Genomic DNA, 17,006 nt, shown 5'->3' with positions numbered 1-17,006 from the left:
CTTGCATAGCAGGCTATGCGGCGAGCTTTGAAAATACCAATTCGCGAAAATTACATTCTATTAAAGAATGCTTATCACGATGGGGCTATAGCTCAGCTGGGAGAGCGCTTGGTTTGCATCCAAGAGGTCTGCGGTTCGATCCCGCATAGCTCCACCATCTTCCTGACGATATTCAAACATCAGAGATCAGAAACCTGGTTTCTTGAAGAGTTTATTCTTTAAGAGATTAGCTTTCTGATTTTTACATCAGATGCTCTTTAACAAGGTGAAACATTTTGTAGTAATACACTGCAAGGCGAGGTTGAGTATTTAACGATACTCAACATCAATAGAAATGTGTGTCTCTCAAGCACACAATCCGGTGTTTGAATGCTTGGTCGCATTCAAATACATACAACGTGCAGTTGTACTCGCTTATTGTTGTGGAAACATGACGTAAGCGTTAGTCAATGCGCGTCCAGTCGTTAGTAGTCGTTTGTGTTGTATGGTCAAGCGACTAAGCGTATACGGTGGATGCCTTGGCAGCTGGAGGCGATGAAGGACGTAGGAGCCTGCGAAAAGTCTAGGGGAGCTGGCACACAAGCTTTGATCCTGGAATGTCCGAATGGGGAAACCCACCTGTTTACAGGTATCGCATAGTGAATACATAGCTATGCGAGGCGAACCCGGGGAACTGAAACATCTAAGTACCCGGAGGAAAAGAAATCAACCGAGATTCCCTGAGTAGCGGCGAGCGAAAGGGGATTAGCCCTTAAGCTCTTTATGTCTTAGTGGAAGGATCTGGAAAGTTCCGCGATACAGGGTGATAGCCCCGTACACGAAAAGGCACATTGAGTGAAATCGAGTAGGTCGGGACACGTGTTATCTTGACTGAACATGGGGGGACCATCCTCCAAGGCTAAATACTCCCAGCTGACCGATAGTGAACCAGTACCGTGAGGGAAAGGCGAAAAGAACCCCGGAGAGGGGAGTGAAATAGAACCTGAAACCGTATACGTACAAGCAGTAGGAGCCCTTCGGGGTGACTGCGTACCTTTTGTATAATGGGTCAGCGACTTATTGTCTGTAGCAAGGTTAACCGCATAGGGGAGCCGTAGAGAAATCGAGTCTTAATAGGGCGTTTAGTTGCAGGCAATAGACCCGAAACCCGGCGATCTATCCATGGGCAGGTTGAAGGTTGAGTAACATCAACTGGAGGACCGAACTCACTAATGTTGAAAAATTAGGAGATGACCTGTGGATCGGAGTGAAAGGCTAATCAAGCCGGGAGATAGCTGGTTCTCCTCGAAAGCTATTTAGGTAGCGCCTCGCGTCTCACCCTCGGGGGTAGAGCACTGTTTGGGCTAGGGGGTCATCCCGACTTACCAACCCCATGCAAACTCCGAATACCGAGGAGTGCAATCGCGGGAGACACACGGCGGGTGCTAACGTCCGTCGTGAAAAGGGAAACAACCCAGACCGCCAGCTAAGGTCCCAAATATCAGTTAAGTGGGAAACGATGTGGGAAGGCCCAGACAGCTAGGAGGTTGGCTTAGAAGCAGCCATCCTTTAAAGAAAGCGTAATAGCTCACTAGTCGAGTCGGCCCGCGCGGAAGATATACCGGGGCTCAAACTGATAACCGAAGCTGCGGATGCTCTTATGAGCATGGTAGAGGAGCGTTGTGTAAGCCGCTGAAGGTGGACTGTGAGGTCTGCTGGAGGTATCACAAGTGCGAATGCTGACATGAGTAACGACAAGGGGGGTGAAAAACCTCCCCGCCGGAAGACCAAGGGTTCCTGTCCAACGCTAATCGGGACAGGGTTAGTCGGCCCCTAAGGCGAGGGCGAAAGCCGTAGTCGATGGGAAACGGGTTAATATTCCTGTACTTGCAATTGCTGCGATGGAGTGACGGAGAAGGCTAGGCCAGCATGGCGATTGGTTGTCCATGTTTAAGGTAGTAGGCTGGGGACTTAGGCAAATCCGGGTCCCTAAGGCTGAGAGCTGATGACGAGTCTTACTTGTAAGACGAAGTGGTTGATGCCCTGCTTCCAGGAAAAACTTCTAAGCTTCAGGCAATTGTGAACCGTACTCTAAACCGACACAGGTGGTCAGGTAGAGAATACCAAGGCGCTTGAGAGAACTCTGGTGAAGGAACTAGGCAAAATGGTACCGTAACTTCGGGAGAAGGTACGCCGCTGACGGTGATCGGACTTGCTCCGTAAGCTGTTGGCGGTCGAAGTGACCAGTTGGCTGCGACTGTTTATTAAAAACATAGCACTCTGCAAACACGTAAGTGGACGTATAGGGTGTGACGCCTGCCCGGTGCCGGAAGGTTAATTGATGGGGTTAGCGTAAGCGAAGCTCTTGATCGAAGCCCCGGTAAACGGCGGCCGTAACTATAACGGTCCTAAGGTAGCGAAATTCCTTGTCGGGTAAGTTCCGACCTGCACGAATGGCGTAACGATGGCCAAGCTGTCTCCACCAGAGACTCAGTGAAATTGAAATCGCTGTTAAGATGCAGTGTACCCGCGGCTAGACGGAAAGACCCCGTGAACCTTTACTACAGCTTTGCACTGAACTTTGAGCCTACTTGTGTAGGATAGGTGGGAGGCTTTGAAGCAGTGACGCCAGTCATTGTGGAGCCATCCTTGAAATACCACCCTGGTATGTTTGAGGTTCTAACTCTGGTCCGTTATCCGGATCGAGGACAGTGTATGGTGGGTAGTTTGACTGGGGCGGTCTCCTCCCAAAGAGTAACGGAGGAGTACGAAGGTGCACTCAGCATGGTCGGAAATCATGCAATGAGCATAATGGTATAAGTGCGCTTGACTGCGAGTCAGACATGACGAGCAGGTACGAAAGTAGGTCATAGTGATCCGGTGGTTCTGTATGGAAGGGCCATCGCTCAACGGATAAAAGGTACTCCGGGGATAACAGGCTGATACCGCCCAAGAGTTCACATCGACGGCGGTGTTTGGCACCTCGATGTCGGCTCATCACATCCTGGGGCTGAAGCCGGTCCCAAGGGTATGGCTGTTCGCCATTTAAAGTGGTACGCGAGCTGGGTTTAGAACGTCGTGAGACAGTTCGGTCCCTATCTGCCGTGGGCGTTGGAAATTTGAGAAGAGTTGCTCCTAGTACGAGAGGACCGGAGTGAACGAACCTCTGGTGTTCGGGTTGTCACGCCAGTGGCATTGCCCGGTAGCTATGTTCGGACGGGATAACCGCTGAAAGCATCTAAGCGGGAAGCCTCCTTCAAGATGAGATTTCCCTGACTCCTTGAGAGTCCTAAAGGGCCGTGGAAGACTACCACGTTGATAGGCTGGGTGTGGAAGCGTTGTGAGGCGTTGAGCTAACCAGTACTAATTGCCCGTGCGGCTTGACCATACAACAGAGATGGTTACTAACGATTGACTGATCTAACGATCAGCGGATTGTGAGCCGAGAGACGCAACGTTCGATTGATCGACTTGCGGTGTATTACTACAGAGTGTTTTACCGACTTATTTGGGGTTATCGCCGGTCACCAAAATGACCGAGGCAAACAGCGATAACAGGCAGCGCAGGGCAACGAGCCCATAAGACCAAGCCAACCCAAGCCAGTTTGCCTGACGACAATAGAGTTGTGGAACCACCTGATCCCTTGCCGAACTCAGAAGTGAAACGCAACATCGCCGATGGTAGTGTGGGGATTCCCCATGTGAGAGTAGGTCATCGTCAGGCTTCTAAATAAAAGAAAGGGCCACCCAAACGGGTGGCCCTTTTTTATTTAGGATACGATGAACTTCTCCCACTACCTCGCAGCGCAAAGCGCTGCCATGTGAGTCGTGCGCGACCCCGGAGCCATGCACCGCAGGTGCAAAGCTTGGGGCGCCGAAGGCGTCGCGCAGCGATGTCGAGCGCAGCTCGACACCCACTGTAGGTCATCGACCCCGCCGCCAGCACAGCACCACGATCAAACAAAAAAAGCCCTGACCGCTAACACGCTCAGGGCTTTTTTATCGCCATTTACTACCAATAAATGACCACCAGATTACCGACGCATTTTTAAACGGTTACTGAAACCCAGCAACCACGCCACTCAAACCGCCTATCCCAAACTTATTCACAACTCTATCCATGATTTCTGTGAATAACTGAGTCATTTAACGTGCCAAACACAAGGATCAGGCTGAATAATTCACAGGAAACGCAGGACTGTGGCTAACTATGCACTAGAGGAAAGGTAACTCTGTTGTCGCAGTGTAATAAAACCTGGTTTTCCAAAGGAACTGTGGGGCGATGCTTTTTTGTGCGGACTTCCGGAGCCCTTACAGTGCGGGGCTTGCGGCGCCTATACGCAAGTTATGCACAAGACTATCCCAAGATTCTGTTAGTAATCAGGGCTGTGGGTAAGTGGAAAAAAATATATGAAATCAAACGCTAATTTAACTTGACCTGGTGGGTAAAAGGCTCGGTGCCAGCCTGAGCCTGAGGGAAATCCACAGGCGTGGCAACGAGCGAAGGTGTGCTGGCTAAAAGTGCATGGTCCAGCCCAGGGAGGCAGATTCCACTTCGTACTCGCCACGTAGGTCATTGCTGCCAATTTCTGGAAATAGCTCCCACTCGGCTCTTACCGTCCAGCGGTCTCGGAAGCGGTAGCTGACTCCGGCGCCGTATCCCCAGTGAAAGCCACTGCCGTTTTCCGAGAAGCTAGCGTCTACAGGGAACGCCATTGGTCCCACGCTGCCATCGATAAAGCGAACCATGGCGATTGCCTGTCCCCGTTGACGAACATCAACCTGGCTCAGCCAAAAGCCTCCACCCAGTTTTCCGAATACACTGAGCCCCGATCTGTTTAATGGCCAATGCCCAACCAGGTAGGCATTACCCATGCGGGTCTGGATACGCTCTTTGATATTGAGCTGGGGCAGTTCAGGGCTTCTGACGTTAAACGTGAGTTCCGACGTCGATGTCTGCCTAAAGTCCGCCTCTACGGCCATATACGGTGTCCACTGCCAGCCTCCATAGAGCTTCAGTCCTGCTCCATTATCCGCGCAGCCATCGACCACTGCGCTTTGCTCGTCGCGATTCAAGCCGCTTACAAAGCGGCTGGCGTCACTGCAAAGGCCAGAAAACTCGCTGTTCTGGATACTGAGGCCGCCGTAGCGGTGGGAGTAAAAGTCCGCTTTTACAGCGGTGGCTGCAAAAGTGAGAAGGGGTACCACAAGCAGAAGAGGGAGCCGGGCCATGGCGATACCTGCTGTGCGAAGGGAGTGACTTGAATCTTCCGCGGAACTCCTGTGCGGAAACTTACAGGGCCAGCATTATTATCTGGCCCTAACATCAAATCATATTTTCAGTTGTGCACGCAATTCTGCCAACTTTTTGGCATTTTCGGATTTGGAGAGCGGTTTGCCCTGATTGTGCTCCAGCTGTACCTGCTCCGGTGCAGGCAACTGCTCTCCCGCCATCAATCGTTCACAAATCTTTTTATAGTGGGCAGCGAATACCGGAAATGCCGACGATTCGGGATTGTTAGCGAGGAAGAACCAGTCCGCAGCGCGACCGGCGTGGTAAACCGCCGGGTGACTCCACTTTTGGTTGGCTTTGGGACTGGGGGCGTTGCAGGCCTCACGATACGCGGCGCGCACCTCCGGCAAACCGCCTTCACCCTCAGCACACAGCTGCAGCATACGATGTACGGTAGGTAGGTACTCACACTGTTTGATAGCGCGCTTGGCACCTGCCAGTATCTGCTCCGGGGTAAAGCCAGAGAGAGACTCAAGCCAAAGTCGCTTCGCGTGATTCAGTGTTTGTACGTCCTGAAATGCAGAGTTGAACTGGTTGTGATAACTCAGTTTCAGCAGTCCGAACACCTCATTGAGAGCCCGCTTGCGCGCTTCCAGTTGTGGATTACCAGTTTGTGTCTGTGACGATGTCCCAGACTGATGTGTCTCTTGTGCGCTGGTTAACTGGGTGCCCGGAATCTTGTGGCTTGCCATGATGTTGTCCTATTGCGAACTTGTTGCGCTCCGCCCATTGGTAGCGCGCGTGGCGAACGAAAACAGCGTCCCAGCTCTTGCGTGCACCTCCCTGTTCCTGCCAGTAAAGACGGAACTCGGGTACCAGGCCGAGGGCAAATTCGCGGTCGATTTCACATTGATTTAGCAGGTGCCCGAGGCAGTCACTCGAGGGCTGCCAGTTGCGGGACATGGGCTTGGCCACCGGGTTTTTCTCGATCCCTTGGCAGTAATAGGCCCATTCTTCCCGCGCGTATTCGATAAACAGCTCACCCCAGCGGGCACTGTGGCCACCGCGCTCAAGCCATTTATAGATAAACTCGGGGAGTAATTCTGCGGCAAAATTGGGGTTGATGGCCAGCCGGCGCAATTGCTCCCAGGTGTGCTCGCTGGGTTGCCAGTCCCGGGTTATAGGCTCAGGTTTGCGCTTCTCAATGAAGGGGGTTTCCTGCTTCTCCCAGTCTTCCATTACCCAGTCATTGAACTCCAGGTCCCAGGAAACGGACTGCTTGCCACTACTGCGGTGGTACTCCACAAAACGCTGCATACAGCGGCGGACGAAAGTACTCGGAACTCCCTCGTCAGCGAGCTTGCCGAGAGTGCCTTCACCGGGTCGCCACTGGGAAGGAAGCGGTAGCTTGCGTCCCTGAGTTGCGCGGAAAGACTCCCACTTGCTTTTAACCAGCTTGAGAAACAGGGAACCGAATGAATGTCGGCTCTCACCGCGGTCGCGCCAGTAAGTGACGAACTCGGGTAGTTGCTCGCGCACAAAGTGTTCCGGTACACCCAGCTGGGCAATACGCGCCATGGTCTCAGCATCGGGCTGCCAGCTGGGGGAGATGGTGTTTGCTGCCCGCGGCGTCGGTGTCGGCGCTTGTGGGGCGGGAGCACGACCATGTGACTGCACGGTTGGCAGTGCAAACTTGAGCATGGCACTGCTGCCGTAAGGTGCTGCACCTAACAGAAGCGCGCCCTGGTTGCGCAGGCTGGTGGACACCCGCTGAATATCAGCCGGCTCCCAGAAAGGCAGCAGTTGCTGCAGCTGGTCGCTATCGGCGGTATACCAGTCCCTTCCTGGATGTGACTCCACCGGTAAAAACGGTATCAGGTCACCCAGCGCACTGAGCAATACCGACTCCTCCAGGCCCAGAGTTGCGGCCAGAGTAGGGGATATGACGAGGGGGCGTTCCGGAAGTAGGGGGTGTTTCATGCGGCGATGATACCACCCGGGGCACGGGCATCGGGAGTGGATTTGGCCGCTGACCTGTGGTTCAGGTAAAGACTCTTGAGTCTCGCAGCCACTCAGGCTGAAGCTATTGCGGCCGTACGGAAACTCTGTAGGCGCAGCGGCGCGCGCCGTCCAGCAGGTACTCGCAGCGCTCTACATGAGCTTCCGGCAGACATCGGCGGAATATCTCCAGCTCCGATCGGCAGAAACCGCGGCACTGGCGTGCTGCGGCACAAATCGGGCAGTGGTTTTCCACCAGCAACCATATACCGCGCTTTTCCCGTATTGCCTGAGCCATATAGCCTTCCCTGTCCCGCAATTCCGCGAGTTTTTTGACCTTTGCTCCCAGGGTCTGACAGTTTGCCAGCGCGCGCAGGTACTCTGTCAGTGACTCCTTTTCACGCTGGCCAATCAGCGTATCTAGGCCCCGTTCACCGAAGACTTCCCGCACACTGTCGATCAGCTTCACGGCAAGGTCGCCGTGGCGATCCGGAAAGCGCTGCTGCGCTTTATCCGTCAGCTCCCAGTAGCTGGCCGGTCGCCCTACCTTTTCCGCGCGGTCGCAGCGGCTCAGCAATCCCTCATCTGCGAGCTGGTTCAGGTGCTGGCGAGCACCCACAGTGGTGATTCCCAGACTATCGGCGATAAACCGCGCGGATTGCGCGCCGCGGGTCTTCAGTAAGTAGAGGATTTGCTCGCGGGAATTGCCGCTGTCGTTTGGTTGTGTGGTTCGCGATTGGGACATGGTCATTGTGCATCTGCCTTTGCGGGCCAATCATCGGATGCGCGGTGTAGTATTGCAAACCAGGCCGCGCTCGCGAGGCACAGCAGGCCGCCGAGCACCAGCGTCCACTGGCTTCCCAGCAATGCCAGGCCGCTACCCATCAACGCAATAGCAGTGCTGGTAAGGCAGAAGTTGGCCGTCAGCAGTCCCATCACCCGCCCCTGGCCATACTGTTCGAAACGTTCGGACATGATGGCCGGAAACACACCATTCACCGTGGATATCCCGACGCCAATCAGGGCAAACAGGGCGAATGCGCCCTGGGCATTTGCCCAAGGTAGTAACAGCAACAAGACCCCCAGGCCTACGGCGCCTTTGAAAACCACAAGCTCCGCGCCGAAACGTGTTTTCAGAGTAGGAATCGCCAGTGCACTGGTTGCAATCATTACACCTGTGACGATAACGGTATTCCATGCGATCTGGTGGGATTGGTAGCCGAATTTTTCCACCAGCCAAAAGGGATAAAACTCATAGAACGCATTGACGCCGAGACAGAACAACAGGTTGAACAGCGCCATGGCACGGATTGCGGGTTCACGCCAGAGCGCCAGCGAATTCTGCGAGCGCACCAGCGTCATCAGCGCAAGGCCTTTGGATTTACGCTGAGTATCTGCGGGCATCAGTATTTGCGCCAGTGCCGCGCACGCGATCACCGCCACAGCACCGCCCCAGAACACGGTTTCGGGGCCGTGCACGCCGAGGTATCCACCGCTGAGAGGTCCCAGCAACCAACCGGCATAGGAACAGGCCATGGCCAGTGACAGCGCGCGGGTGCGGTCGATGGTCGGATGTAGATCTGCCGCCATTGCCCGGGCGATGGCGATATTGCCCTCGCAAAGCCCGGTCAAAAAGCGCGCCGCGGCGAACAGCAGGAAATTCTGGGCGCTCAGCGCGAGCGCCGACAGCGCGTATCCCGCGGCCGCCAGTAACAGGGTGAAGACCAGCGTGCGCCGCCGACCCAGCTGATCGGACACGGCGCCAACGATACTGCTGCCAATTAGTAAACCAAGGGGAAATAGAGCAAGTACTATGCCCAGCAACAGCTTGGGCGGCATATTCATAAAGTGGGTAAGGTCATTCGCCGGGCCGTCAAGAAACAGCGGCGCGAGCACTGGGTAAGGAAGTGCAATGCCGCCGGTGCCAACCAGGGTCACCAACATCACTGCCAGCAGTGTCGTTTTTGCATTGGAAATTGGCATAGGAATTAAGATAAGCAATGTGTTTTTTTATTAAAGTAGCATGACCTCCCAATAAGAAAAGTAAATGCTTTCTTATTGGGGCTATAGCCTCGGCCAATCCCCCGCTGTAAACCGGGCCTATCCACTATGCTGTGTGTGACCGCACACCAGCGATAAAACACGCGTACAGTTTATTTGCCTTGCCCTCACTGGAACCTTTTAGTATCGCGTCACGTATCCCGTTGATGGAGAACAACATGAGTGACAAGTCACCGGCCTCCCCGCAAACCTTCCGCCTCAAGGGCGTGAGTTGTGCGGGCTGTGTGAAAAAAATCGAGTCTGCCCTGGGCGATGTGCCCGGGGTGGATGACGCGCGCGTGAATCTGGGGGATAAAACCCTGGTGGTCCAGGGCAGCGCGGCGGCTCAGGATTGCATCGCTGCAGTGGAATCCGCCGGTTACGGGGCGGAAGAGGTGCGGGCAAGTGCGCGCGAATTGCGCGAGCAACAGCGCGAGGATGAGCAGAACCATTACCGGCAACTGCTGTGGCGCGCGGGTATTGCGCTGGGGCTGGGCATACCGCTGATGGCCTGGGGACTGCTGACCGGTGAAATGGGTGTGCACAACACCTTCCAGCAGATGGCCTGGGGCAGTGTTGGTTTGCTGACCCTGGCGGTGCTGATTTTCTGTGGCGGGCATTTCTTTACCGGGGCCTGGCGAGCATTCCGGCACCACAGCGCCACCATGGACACGCTGGTTGCCCTGGGCACCGGTACCGCGTGGCTGTTTTCCATGCTGGTGGTGCTGGTACCTCAGCTTTTACCGGAATCTGCACGGCATGTGTATTTCGAAGCCAGTGCCATGATCATCGGCCTGATCAACCTGGGCCAGGCGCTGGAAGTACGCGCTCGCGGCCGCACAAGCGCGGCTGTGGAGAAACTGCTGCAATTGCAGGATGCCAACGCGCGGGTGGTCCGCGATGGGGATGAGGTCGACATTCCCATCGAGCAGGTTCAGGTGGGAGACACATTACGGGTGCGTCCGGGAGAGAAGATTCCGGTGGACGGCAGCGTTGTCGAGGGGGAAAGCCTGGTGGATGAATCCATGCTCACCGGTGAACCCTTGCCGGTCAAGAAAGCGAGCGGCGATGCACTTACCGCCGGCACCCTGAATAAAAATGGCAGTCTGCTGTTTAAAGCGGAAAAAGTGGGGGCGGATACCCGCCTTTCGCAGATCATCCAGATGGTGAAAAACGCCCAGAGCTCGCGCGTGCCCATCGCGCGACTGGCCGATACCATCTCCGCCATCTTTGTACCCAGTGTCATGATCATTGCGGTGGTTGCCGCACTGGTCTGGTACAACCTTGGCCCGGATCCAAAGGTTGCGCACATGCTGGTGGTACTGACTTCCGTATTGATCATCGCCTGCCCCTGCGCGCTCGGGTTGGCCACACCGATGTCGGTAATGGTCGGTGTGGGCAAGGGCGCGGAAAATGGCGTGCTGGTGCGCAACGGCAAGGCCCTGCAGCAGGCCACGGGGCTGGATACCCTGGTGGTGGATAAAACCGGAACACTGACCGAGGGCGCGCCCAAACTGACCGATATTGAAAGCGACAGCGATACCGATACCTTACTTCAACAACTTGCGAGCCTGGAAAGTCGATCTGAGCATCCCCTGGCGGAAGCCATTGTCAGTGCGGCGAAGGAGAAAAATTTATCGCTCAGTGAGGTAACCGGGTTTGAAGCCATCACGGCTCACGGTGTATCCGGTGATGTGGATGGAAAGAAAGTTCTCCTTGGCAACCGCAAATTGATGCAGCGCGAAGGAATCGATAGCGGACGCTGGCACAAACAGGCCGAATCGCTGGCCGAGCAGGGTCGCACCGCCATGTACGCGGCGGTCGATGGCGCCGTGGCGGGGGTTATCGCGGTCGCGGATCCTATTCGCAAAGATGCCCAGGCAGCGGTCCAGCGACTGAAGAAGCTTGGCCTGCGCATCGAGATGTTGACCGGTGACAACAAGGCGACAGCAGAGGCGGTCGCCCGGCAGCTGGGGATTGATCACGTGCACGCGGATCTGTTGCCGGAAGACAAGGAAAAGATCGTTGCCGATTTGCAAAAGGGTGGTGCCAAGGTGGGTATGGCCGGAGATGGCATCAACGATGCGCCGGCACTGGCGCGTGCGGATGTGGGCTTTGCGATCGGTGCAGGAACCGATGTTGCCATCGAGTCTGCGGATGTCACCCTGATGCGCTCCTCTCTGCACGGTGTTGCCGATGCCGTGGAGTTATCCCGCGCAACGCTGCGCAACATCAAGCAGAACCTGTTCGGCGCTTTTATTTACAACACCCTCGGCATTCCCATTGCCGCCGGTGTGTTCTACCCGATTACCGGTATGTTACTGAGCCCGGTGATTGCCGGTGCCGCTATGGCGTTCTCGTCGGTTACTGTGGTGAGCAATGCCAACCGTCTGCGCTTCTTCAATCCTTCCCACAATTCCTCCGCTGACAATGGAGGTAAAAAATAATGACCTCTTTATTGATTAACCTGTCGGGGCTGGCGGCCATTGCGCTGACAGTTTGGTGGTTCTGGCTGGCAGCAAAAGGAAACAAACAGCAGTCTGTCAGTGTCGACGAAAAGCTGGAGATACAGGTCAAGGATGGTGTCTACGAGCCCGACCGAATTCGCGTTTCTGCAGGCGAGGAAACCGTGCTGCACTTTCGCCGGGAAGATGCTTCTCCCTGTGCCGAGTGGGTACTGTTTCCCGATCTGGAGGTGAGCGCACAACTGGGGGTGGATCAGATTACCGAAGTCACCATTCCCGCGGCGGATGCCGGTGAGTATCCCTTCCACTGCCAAATGCAGATGTATCGCGGCACCCTGATCGTTGGATAAGGATTCTGTGCTCGGGCAGTTTCAGTCACGCGCGATAGTGGCTGAGGAACAGGGCCGCCGTGCGCTCCGCAAGCGCATGGCGTTCCTGTTGGTTGAGCAGGGGATTGACCTGCATTAACTGTGGCCAGAAACAGCTGCCCTTGATCAGGTTGTGAATCTGTTTGCTGCCGATTTCGATATCCAGCTGTTGCAGTCGCCCGTCGGCCAAGGCCGCCTTAAGCCAGCGAGTGATGGCGGTTTCGTAAGCTGAGAACTTTTCCATCTGCTCGCGCAATGCTTCCGGCTGATGAAAAAAATGGTCGAAAGCCACCCGGTTCAGCTCGATATATTCGCGGCTGCAGATGACCTCGATTTCCGACTCGATCAGGTTACTGAGCTGCGACTGCAGATCGGTGCCCGCTTCATAGGTGCCACCGGCACACTGTGTCGCCTGCTGCCAGAGTTCGCTCATCAATGCCATGATCAGCGCTTCCTTGCTGGCGAAATGGTTGTACACGGTGCGCTTGGAGACCTCCGCCAGGGCGGCCAGTTCGTCCATGCTGGTGTTGTGTACGCCCCGCTCCTGAAACGCTGACTTGGCGGCCAGTAAAATGGCCTGGCGCTTCAGCTCACTTCTTGTTGGCTTCTTTTCAGACATCTGACTCACGGGTCTCTACCTTACACTCAACGGGAACCTGGGAATTTTACACTAGGTAGTTTACTTTTGGAGATTCACTATTACACTACACTGTATAGTTTACTTTTGGCTTGGTTATGAAAATACGCGGGTTGGCAATTGCAGGGGTTTTACTGATGGCTATCGGTCTTTTAAATGGCTGTTCCGTGGAACAGCCGAAGTTCTACAACAGCGGCATGGAAGGAAGTGCCGGCGCGAGCAATATGTGGGAGATCGCCAAAATGTATTTTCGCGCCGAGCGGGCGGCGCCGAAACCGAGTGCGCCAATACCCATGCGTGAGATCCCGGCCGCAGAGCTGGCGGAACCTGTGAGTGCAGCGAAGGTGTATCGATTGGGACATTCCAGCGTGCTGATCCGGCTCGATGGAGAGACGGTGCTGACCGATCCCGTATTCAGCGAGCGCGCCTCGCCGGTTCAGTGGATGGGACCGAAGCGTTTCCATCCATTGCCGTTCGAGTTGACGTCACTGCCGCGCATCGCGGCGGTGGTCATCAGTCACGATCACTACGACCACCTGGACAAGGGCAGCATCCTGGCGCTGGATGAAAAAGTGGAGCGGTTTCTGGTACCTCTGAAAGTGGGGGAACACCTGCGTCGCTGGGGTATTGCCGATGACAAAATCGTAGAGCTCGACTGGTGGCAGTCGCACGCCGTCGGCTCCCTGAAATTTACCGCCACCCCAGCCCAGCATTTTTCCGGCCGGGGGCTGGGGGATCGAGACGAAACCCTGTGGGCGGGCTGGGCCATCGAGGGGCGCGAAGGGAAGATTTTCTTCAGTGGCGACTCGGGATATTTCGATGGCTTTCGTGAAATCGGCAAGCGCCTGGGGCCCTTTGATCTGACCCTGATTGAAACCGGTGCCTACAACGCACTCTGGAGCAAAATTCATATGTTGCCCGAGCAGAGTGTGCAGGCGCATATCGACCTGCAGGGGCGCGCCATGGTGCCGATTCACAACAGCACGTTTGACCTGGCGTTGCACGACTGGTTTGAGCCCCTGGAGCGAGCCGCGGCGGCAGCGTGGGAGCGCAATGTACGATTGATCACTCCGGTTATCGGTGCCGCGGTGGCCATTAAACACCCGCAACTTGCCGAATACTGGTGGCAGGATATGGAGGAGGCGGCCCTCGTTGAAGCCGCTGCGCAGTCTGCAGAAGAGGGCGCACTTCGTTAAACCCGACACCGGCGGTGGCCAGGTAACGGATGCTGGAGCCCGGTTGGGTATTGATCGTTTGCTTGCGCGGGAGCTACCCGCGGTTGCCGGTTTTTCGGCTGAAAATTGATAAATGCCATTTTTAGGATTATCCGGCCCTGTGACCCGCTGCCGAAACGCGACATCTTTATCGGTTGGCGTGGGCTAAAAATCACTGGGCAGGATAGTTATGTTGGCATTGATCTGGAGGTGGTCGCTGCGTTTTCTGGGGACGCTGCTGGTATTGTTACTGTTGTTTATTATTTACGGCGGTTTTGCCTACCGGGACCAGCCACTGCGCAATAGCGAGGCTACTCGAGACGTCTCTTTCTTGAAAACAGGGCACGCCGAGATTGCCTACCGCGCCGATGGTCTGAACCACGACGACACAACCCCCGTGATACTGCTGCACGCCATGTTTTTTCATATGGGCATGTGGGATGCATGGGCCCCAGAGCTGGCCCGCAGCCGCCCGGTTTACCGCTTCGATGTGCCCGGCCACGGCCTGTCGTCACTGGCGGAAAGTGGTGACTATTCCTTGCAGAGCACCATGAATACATTGCGGGACTTCATGGATCGGCAAGGCATTGACCGCGCCATTCTCGTCGGTGCCTCCATGGGGGGCGCAACCCTGTTCAATTTTGCTGCCGAGCATCCCGAGCGCGTTGAGAAACTGGTGCTGGTTAATTCCGGGGGGCTGGAAGGGCACGATAAAGCGGACAGTGGTGGACTGCCGGACGGCGCCTACTGGGTACTGCGATACTTGCCGGACTGGTCCCTGAACCAATTTGTGGATTGGCTGACAGCGGATAACCGGGCCAGTGACACATTCAAATCCGAATTTATCCACAACTTCCGTAACCGCGATATTCGACGCGGAATTATCGGGCGCATGCAGGACTTTAAGTCTCCTGAAACCCTCACCGTATTGCCCCGGATCCAGGTGCCGACACTGGTCATGTGGGGAGAAAAAAATCCCCAGTTACCGGTAGCCCAGGCCGAGCGTTTCAGGGCGCTGATTGCGCACGGCGGCAGCCCGGTGGCGCTGCGAGTCTACCCGGGTGCCGGGCACCTGTTGCCGGTCGAGGGTGTGGATAGCGCAATGGAGGATTTACTCGCATTTGTTAATGAGGAGGCCGGCGAATGAAATTCCTCAAGCGGCTCGTACTGGTTGTCGTTGCCCTGCTCGCCGGCGGATGGGGCCTTTACTCCCTGGTATTCAAACCCGCTCCAGTAGTGTTGGCGGAGGCGAAGCCGTTGCCGGCAGACACGCAACTGTCGGCAATTTATGGGCTCGATCCCGGTCCCAATCCCATCAAAGTCATACCCGCAATCCACCTCACGACCCGTGATGGGCCGCTGACGTTGACGGCGTTTTACCCCGATACGGAGGGTGTCTATCCGCTGGTCCTGTTTTCCCACGGCAATTTTTCCAATCGACGGGCCTACGATCGCATCCTGCGTCACTGGGTGAGCCACGGTTATGTGGTGTTGGCACCGGATCACCGGGACGCGGGGGGCTTGTTGAACAGCATTCTGGCGATGACACGATTCGGCAAGGATGGCGTAATGCAGCAACGCCCCCGCGACCTGATCAATATCCTCGATAACCTGAATGCCATCGCAGACCAGGCCGCGGAACTGGATCGACGCATTGACCGCAATCGAGTTGTCGCCGCTGGCCACAGTTTCGGCGCATTTACCGCGCAAATGCTGGGCGGCGCTGACGCCGCTGTACCTGGGGGTGACCGGCGTTTGCAGGAGCGGGACGGGCGCTTTCAGGCGGTTGTGGCCTTCAGCCCGCCCGGGCCGATGTTCGAGATGGTGGACGAACAGAGCTGGCAGAACATGACGGTTCCCCAGCTGGTGACTACCGGCACCTGGGACGTCGAGCCGCGTTTTTTCCGCGACTGGCGCTTGCATGCGATGAGTTACGAGCGCGGTGTGGAGGGACTGAATAGCCTGCTGGTGACCGAGGGTGCCGACCATTACTTTGGCAATTTGATTTGTCGCCTGGAGCTGGACGCGGAGCCGCAGACCGATGCGCTGAGGATGGCCAATGCGGTCAGTCTGGCCTTTCTGGATGCGGAGATAAAAGAGGTAGCGCGAGCCCGGGACTTTTTGGCCTCCGATACGCCTGCATTGGCTACCGCGGGTTTTGCCCGCTTATCCCGGCGTTAATGCCGGCACGTGAGCCCGCCTTGCGGCGGGCTCGTGCGGTGGTTCAGAACCAGGCGTGCAGCCCGATTACCCAGGTCGTTTCACTGGTGGCCTCGCCGTCGTCACGGGCGAAGTCCGCGGTGTTGCCGAATTTCTTCTCGTAATTGACACCAATATAAGGTGCAAACTGCGGAGTGAATTCGTAGCGCAAGCGCAGGCCGGCTTCGACGTCGGAAAGACCGGAACCGGTGTGGGTTTCAGGCGTGTTCTGGCCGAAGAAATTCACTTCAATTTCCGGGCTCAGAATCCACTGCTGGGTGAACAGCAGCTCGTATTCCGCCTCCAGCCGCAGGGCGGTGTCCCCGTCTTCGCCGACAAACAGCGAGGTGTCCACTTCGAAGAAGTAGGGCGCGAGCCCGTTCAGGGCAAGGACACCCCAGTTGCGGCTGTCGCTTTCCAGTTCGAAGTCGTGGCGCACGCCCATCTGCAGATCCCAGTAGGGGGCAATGGCGCGGCTGTACAGTGCCTGCAATTCGGCCTTTTCCGTTTCGCCTTCTGCCCGCTCTACTTCCGTTTTGAACCACGCCTTGTGTTTGTCACCGCCGAACCACACGCTGCCTTCCAGTGCGCCGCCATCGTTCTCGCGCGCCTCCAGCTGGTCGATGGTGACCTTGGTCAGCAGCACTTCATGGTCCATCACATGATCGGGTTCGTTGGGGGCGTGGCGGAGGTTCGGTGCAGCAGGTGCGCTGGCCTCTTGCGGTGCCGGATAGCCGTGCCCCATGTGCTGATGGGCCGCGTGTTCATCGTCCTGCATCGAGTGGGTGTGCTGCGTGTGCGATTCTTCCGCGGCGTGCGCCAGCGGCGCCGCCAGGGTTAATGCCAGTAGGGTTTTTCTGTTCATTTGCATCG

Annotated in this window: 12 protein-coding genes, 1 tRNA gene and 2 rRNA genes; 8 read left to right on the top strand and 7 right to left on the bottom strand. The window is 56.2% G+C overall.

The window, feature by feature from the left end:
• Positions 1 to 81: 81 nt before the first annotated feature.
• From GRX76_RS19090 to rrf, 3 genes are all read left to right on the top strand, one after another.
• A tRNA-Ala gene (locus GRX76_RS19090) sits at positions 82 to 157 on the top strand.
• A 329-nt stretch (positions 158 to 486) separates the two neighbouring features.
• Positions 487 to 3,367: ribosomal RNA gene (locus GRX76_RS19085) — 23S ribosomal RNA — on the top strand.
• 220 nt (positions 3,368 to 3,587) lie between these two features.
• Positions 3,588 to 3,703 (top strand): 5S ribosomal RNA (rrf, locus tag GRX76_RS19080).
• A gap of 791 nt (positions 3,704 to 4,494) precedes the next feature.
• Here the strand turns inward: rrf and GRX76_RS19075 are convergent.
• From GRX76_RS19075 to GRX76_RS19055, 5 genes are all read right to left on the bottom strand, one after another.
• Positions 4,495 to 5,211 (bottom strand): outer membrane beta-barrel protein, encoded by a 717-nt coding sequence (locus tag GRX76_RS19075; RefSeq protein ID WP_160151428.1) that lies wholly within the window; start codon positions 5,209 to 5,211, stop codon positions 4,495 to 4,497.
• 99 nt (positions 5,212 to 5,310) lie between these two features.
• A complete protein-coding gene (locus tag GRX76_RS19070) occupies positions 5,311 to 5,964 on the bottom strand; it encodes a replication protein P (protein WP_236250477.1) in 654 nt (217 codons plus the stop codon).
• Complete coding sequence (locus GRX76_RS19065; RefSeq protein WP_160151427.1) at positions 5,876 to 7,192, bottom strand: DnaT-like ssDNA-binding domain-containing protein; 1,317 nt, start codon at positions 7,190 to 7,192, stop codon at positions 5,876 to 5,878. The genes GRX76_RS19070 and GRX76_RS19065 overlap by 89 nt, the downstream gene beginning before the upstream one ends.
• Before the next feature lie 103 nt (positions 7,193 to 7,295).
• The gene (locus GRX76_RS19060) at positions 7,296 to 7,961 is read right to left on the bottom strand and encodes a metalloregulator ArsR/SmtB family transcription factor (RefSeq protein WP_201276867.1); all 666 of its coding nucleotides are present in this window, start codon (positions 7,959 to 7,961) and stop codon (positions 7,296 to 7,298) included.
• A complete protein-coding gene (locus GRX76_RS19055) occupies positions 7,958 to 9,193 on the bottom strand; it encodes an MFS transporter (RefSeq protein WP_160151426.1) in 1,236 nt (411 codons plus the stop codon). Before GRX76_RS19055 ends, GRX76_RS19060 begins: the two co-directional genes overlap by 4 nt.
• Before the next feature lie 236 nt (positions 9,194 to 9,429).
• On the opposite strand from GRX76_RS19055, the gene GRX76_RS19050 reads away from it, so the two are divergent.
• Positions 9,430 to 11,697 (top strand): heavy metal translocating P-type ATPase, encoded by a 2,268-nt coding sequence (locus GRX76_RS19050; protein ID WP_160154732.1) that lies wholly within the window; start codon positions 9,430 to 9,432, stop codon positions 11,695 to 11,697.
• On the top strand, positions 11,697 to 12,065 hold the full coding sequence (locus GRX76_RS19045) for a cupredoxin domain-containing protein (protein WP_160154731.1): 369 nt from the start codon (positions 11,697 to 11,699) through the stop codon (positions 12,063 to 12,065). The genes GRX76_RS19050 and GRX76_RS19045 overlap by 1 nt, the downstream gene beginning before the upstream one ends.
• A gap of 25 nt (positions 12,066 to 12,090) precedes the next feature.
• Here GRX76_RS19045 and GRX76_RS19040 read toward each other — a convergent pair whose 3' ends face one another.
• Positions 12,091 to 12,702, bottom strand: a complete 612-nt coding sequence (locus GRX76_RS19040) for a TetR/AcrR family transcriptional regulator (protein ID WP_160154734.1) — start codon at positions 12,700 to 12,702, stop codon at positions 12,091 to 12,093.
• 155 nt (positions 12,703 to 12,857) lie between these two features.
• On the opposite strand from GRX76_RS19040, the gene GRX76_RS19035 reads away from it, so the two are divergent.
• From GRX76_RS19035 to GRX76_RS19025, 3 genes are all read left to right on the top strand, one after another.
• Positions 12,858 to 13,916 (top strand): MBL fold metallo-hydrolase, encoded by a 1,059-nt coding sequence (locus tag GRX76_RS19035; RefSeq protein WP_201276866.1) that lies wholly within the window; start codon positions 12,858 to 12,860, stop codon positions 13,914 to 13,916.
• 208 nt (positions 13,917 to 14,124) lie between these two features.
• Entirely contained in the window at positions 14,125 to 15,081 is a 957-nt protein-coding gene (locus GRX76_RS19030) for an alpha/beta fold hydrolase (RefSeq protein ID WP_160154729.1), read from the top strand.
• Positions 15,078 to 16,115 carry an alpha/beta fold hydrolase gene (locus GRX76_RS19025; protein WP_160154728.1) on the top strand — a complete coding sequence of 346 codons (1,038 nt, stop codon included), beginning with the start codon at positions 15,078 to 15,080 and terminating at the stop codon, positions 16,113 to 16,115. The genes GRX76_RS19030 and GRX76_RS19025 overlap by 4 nt, the downstream gene beginning before the upstream one ends.
• 43 nt (positions 16,116 to 16,158) lie before the next feature.
• Here GRX76_RS19025 and GRX76_RS19020 read toward each other — a convergent pair whose 3' ends face one another.
• Positions 16,159 to 16,998, bottom strand: a complete 840-nt coding sequence (locus GRX76_RS19020; RefSeq protein ID WP_236250476.1) for a copper resistance protein B — start codon at positions 16,996 to 16,998, stop codon at positions 16,159 to 16,161.
• Positions 16,999 to 17,006: the final 8 nt, after the last annotated feature.

Origin of the sequence: Microbulbifer sp. ALW1, from assembly GCF_009903625.1 — a bacterium.
In the GTDB taxonomy this organism is placed as follows: Bacteria; Pseudomonadota; Gammaproteobacteria; order Pseudomonadales; family Cellvibrionaceae; genus Microbulbifer.
The sequence above is the reverse complement of the archived record's forward strand: the minus strand, read 5'-3'. Positions and strand labels throughout refer to the sequence as shown.

Excerpts from the sequence above, each read along its gene's own strand:
- GRX76_RS19035 (WP_201276866.1), top strand. The coding sequence starts at position 12,858 with ATGGCTATCGGTCTTTTAAATGGCTGTTCCGTGGAACAGCCGAAGTTC.
- GRX76_RS19065 (WP_160151427.1), bottom strand. The coding sequence starts at position 7,192 with ATGAAACACCCCCTACTTCCGGAACGCCCCCTCGTCATATCCCCTACT.
- GRX76_RS19055 (WP_160151426.1), bottom strand. The coding sequence starts at position 9,193 with ATGCCAATTTCCAATGCAAAAACGACACTGCTGGCAGTGATGTTGGTG.
- GRX76_RS19040 (WP_160154734.1), bottom strand. The coding sequence starts at position 12,702 with ATGTCTGAAAAGAAGCCAACAAGAAGTGAGCTGAAGCGCCAGGCCATT.
- GRX76_RS19070 (WP_236250477.1), bottom strand. The coding sequence starts at position 5,964 with ATGGCAAGCCACAAGATTCCGGGCACCCAGTTAACCAGCGCACAAGAG.
- GRX76_RS19020 (WP_236250476.1), bottom strand. The coding sequence starts at position 16,998 with ATGAACAGAAAAACCCTACTGGCATTAACCCTGGCGGCGCCGCTGGCG.
- GRX76_RS19025 (WP_160154728.1), top strand. The coding sequence starts at position 15,078 with ATGAAATTCCTCAAGCGGCTCGTACTGGTTGTCGTTGCCCTGCTCGCC.
- GRX76_RS19075 (WP_160151428.1), bottom strand. The coding sequence starts at position 5,211 with ATGGCCCGGCTCCCTCTTCTGCTTGTGGTACCCCTTCTCACTTTTGCA.
- GRX76_RS19060 (WP_201276867.1), bottom strand. The coding sequence starts at position 7,961 with ATGACCATGTCCCAATCGCGAACCACACAACCAAACGACAGCGGCAAT.
- GRX76_RS19045 (WP_160154731.1), top strand. The coding sequence starts at position 11,697 with ATGACCTCTTTATTGATTAACCTGTCGGGGCTGGCGGCCATTGCGCTG.
- GRX76_RS19030 (WP_160154729.1), top strand. The coding sequence starts at position 14,125 with ATGTTGGCATTGATCTGGAGGTGGTCGCTGCGTTTTCTGGGGACGCTG.
- GRX76_RS19050 (WP_160154732.1), top strand. The coding sequence starts at position 9,430 with ATGAGTGACAAGTCACCGGCCTCCCCGCAAACCTTCCGCCTCAAGGGC.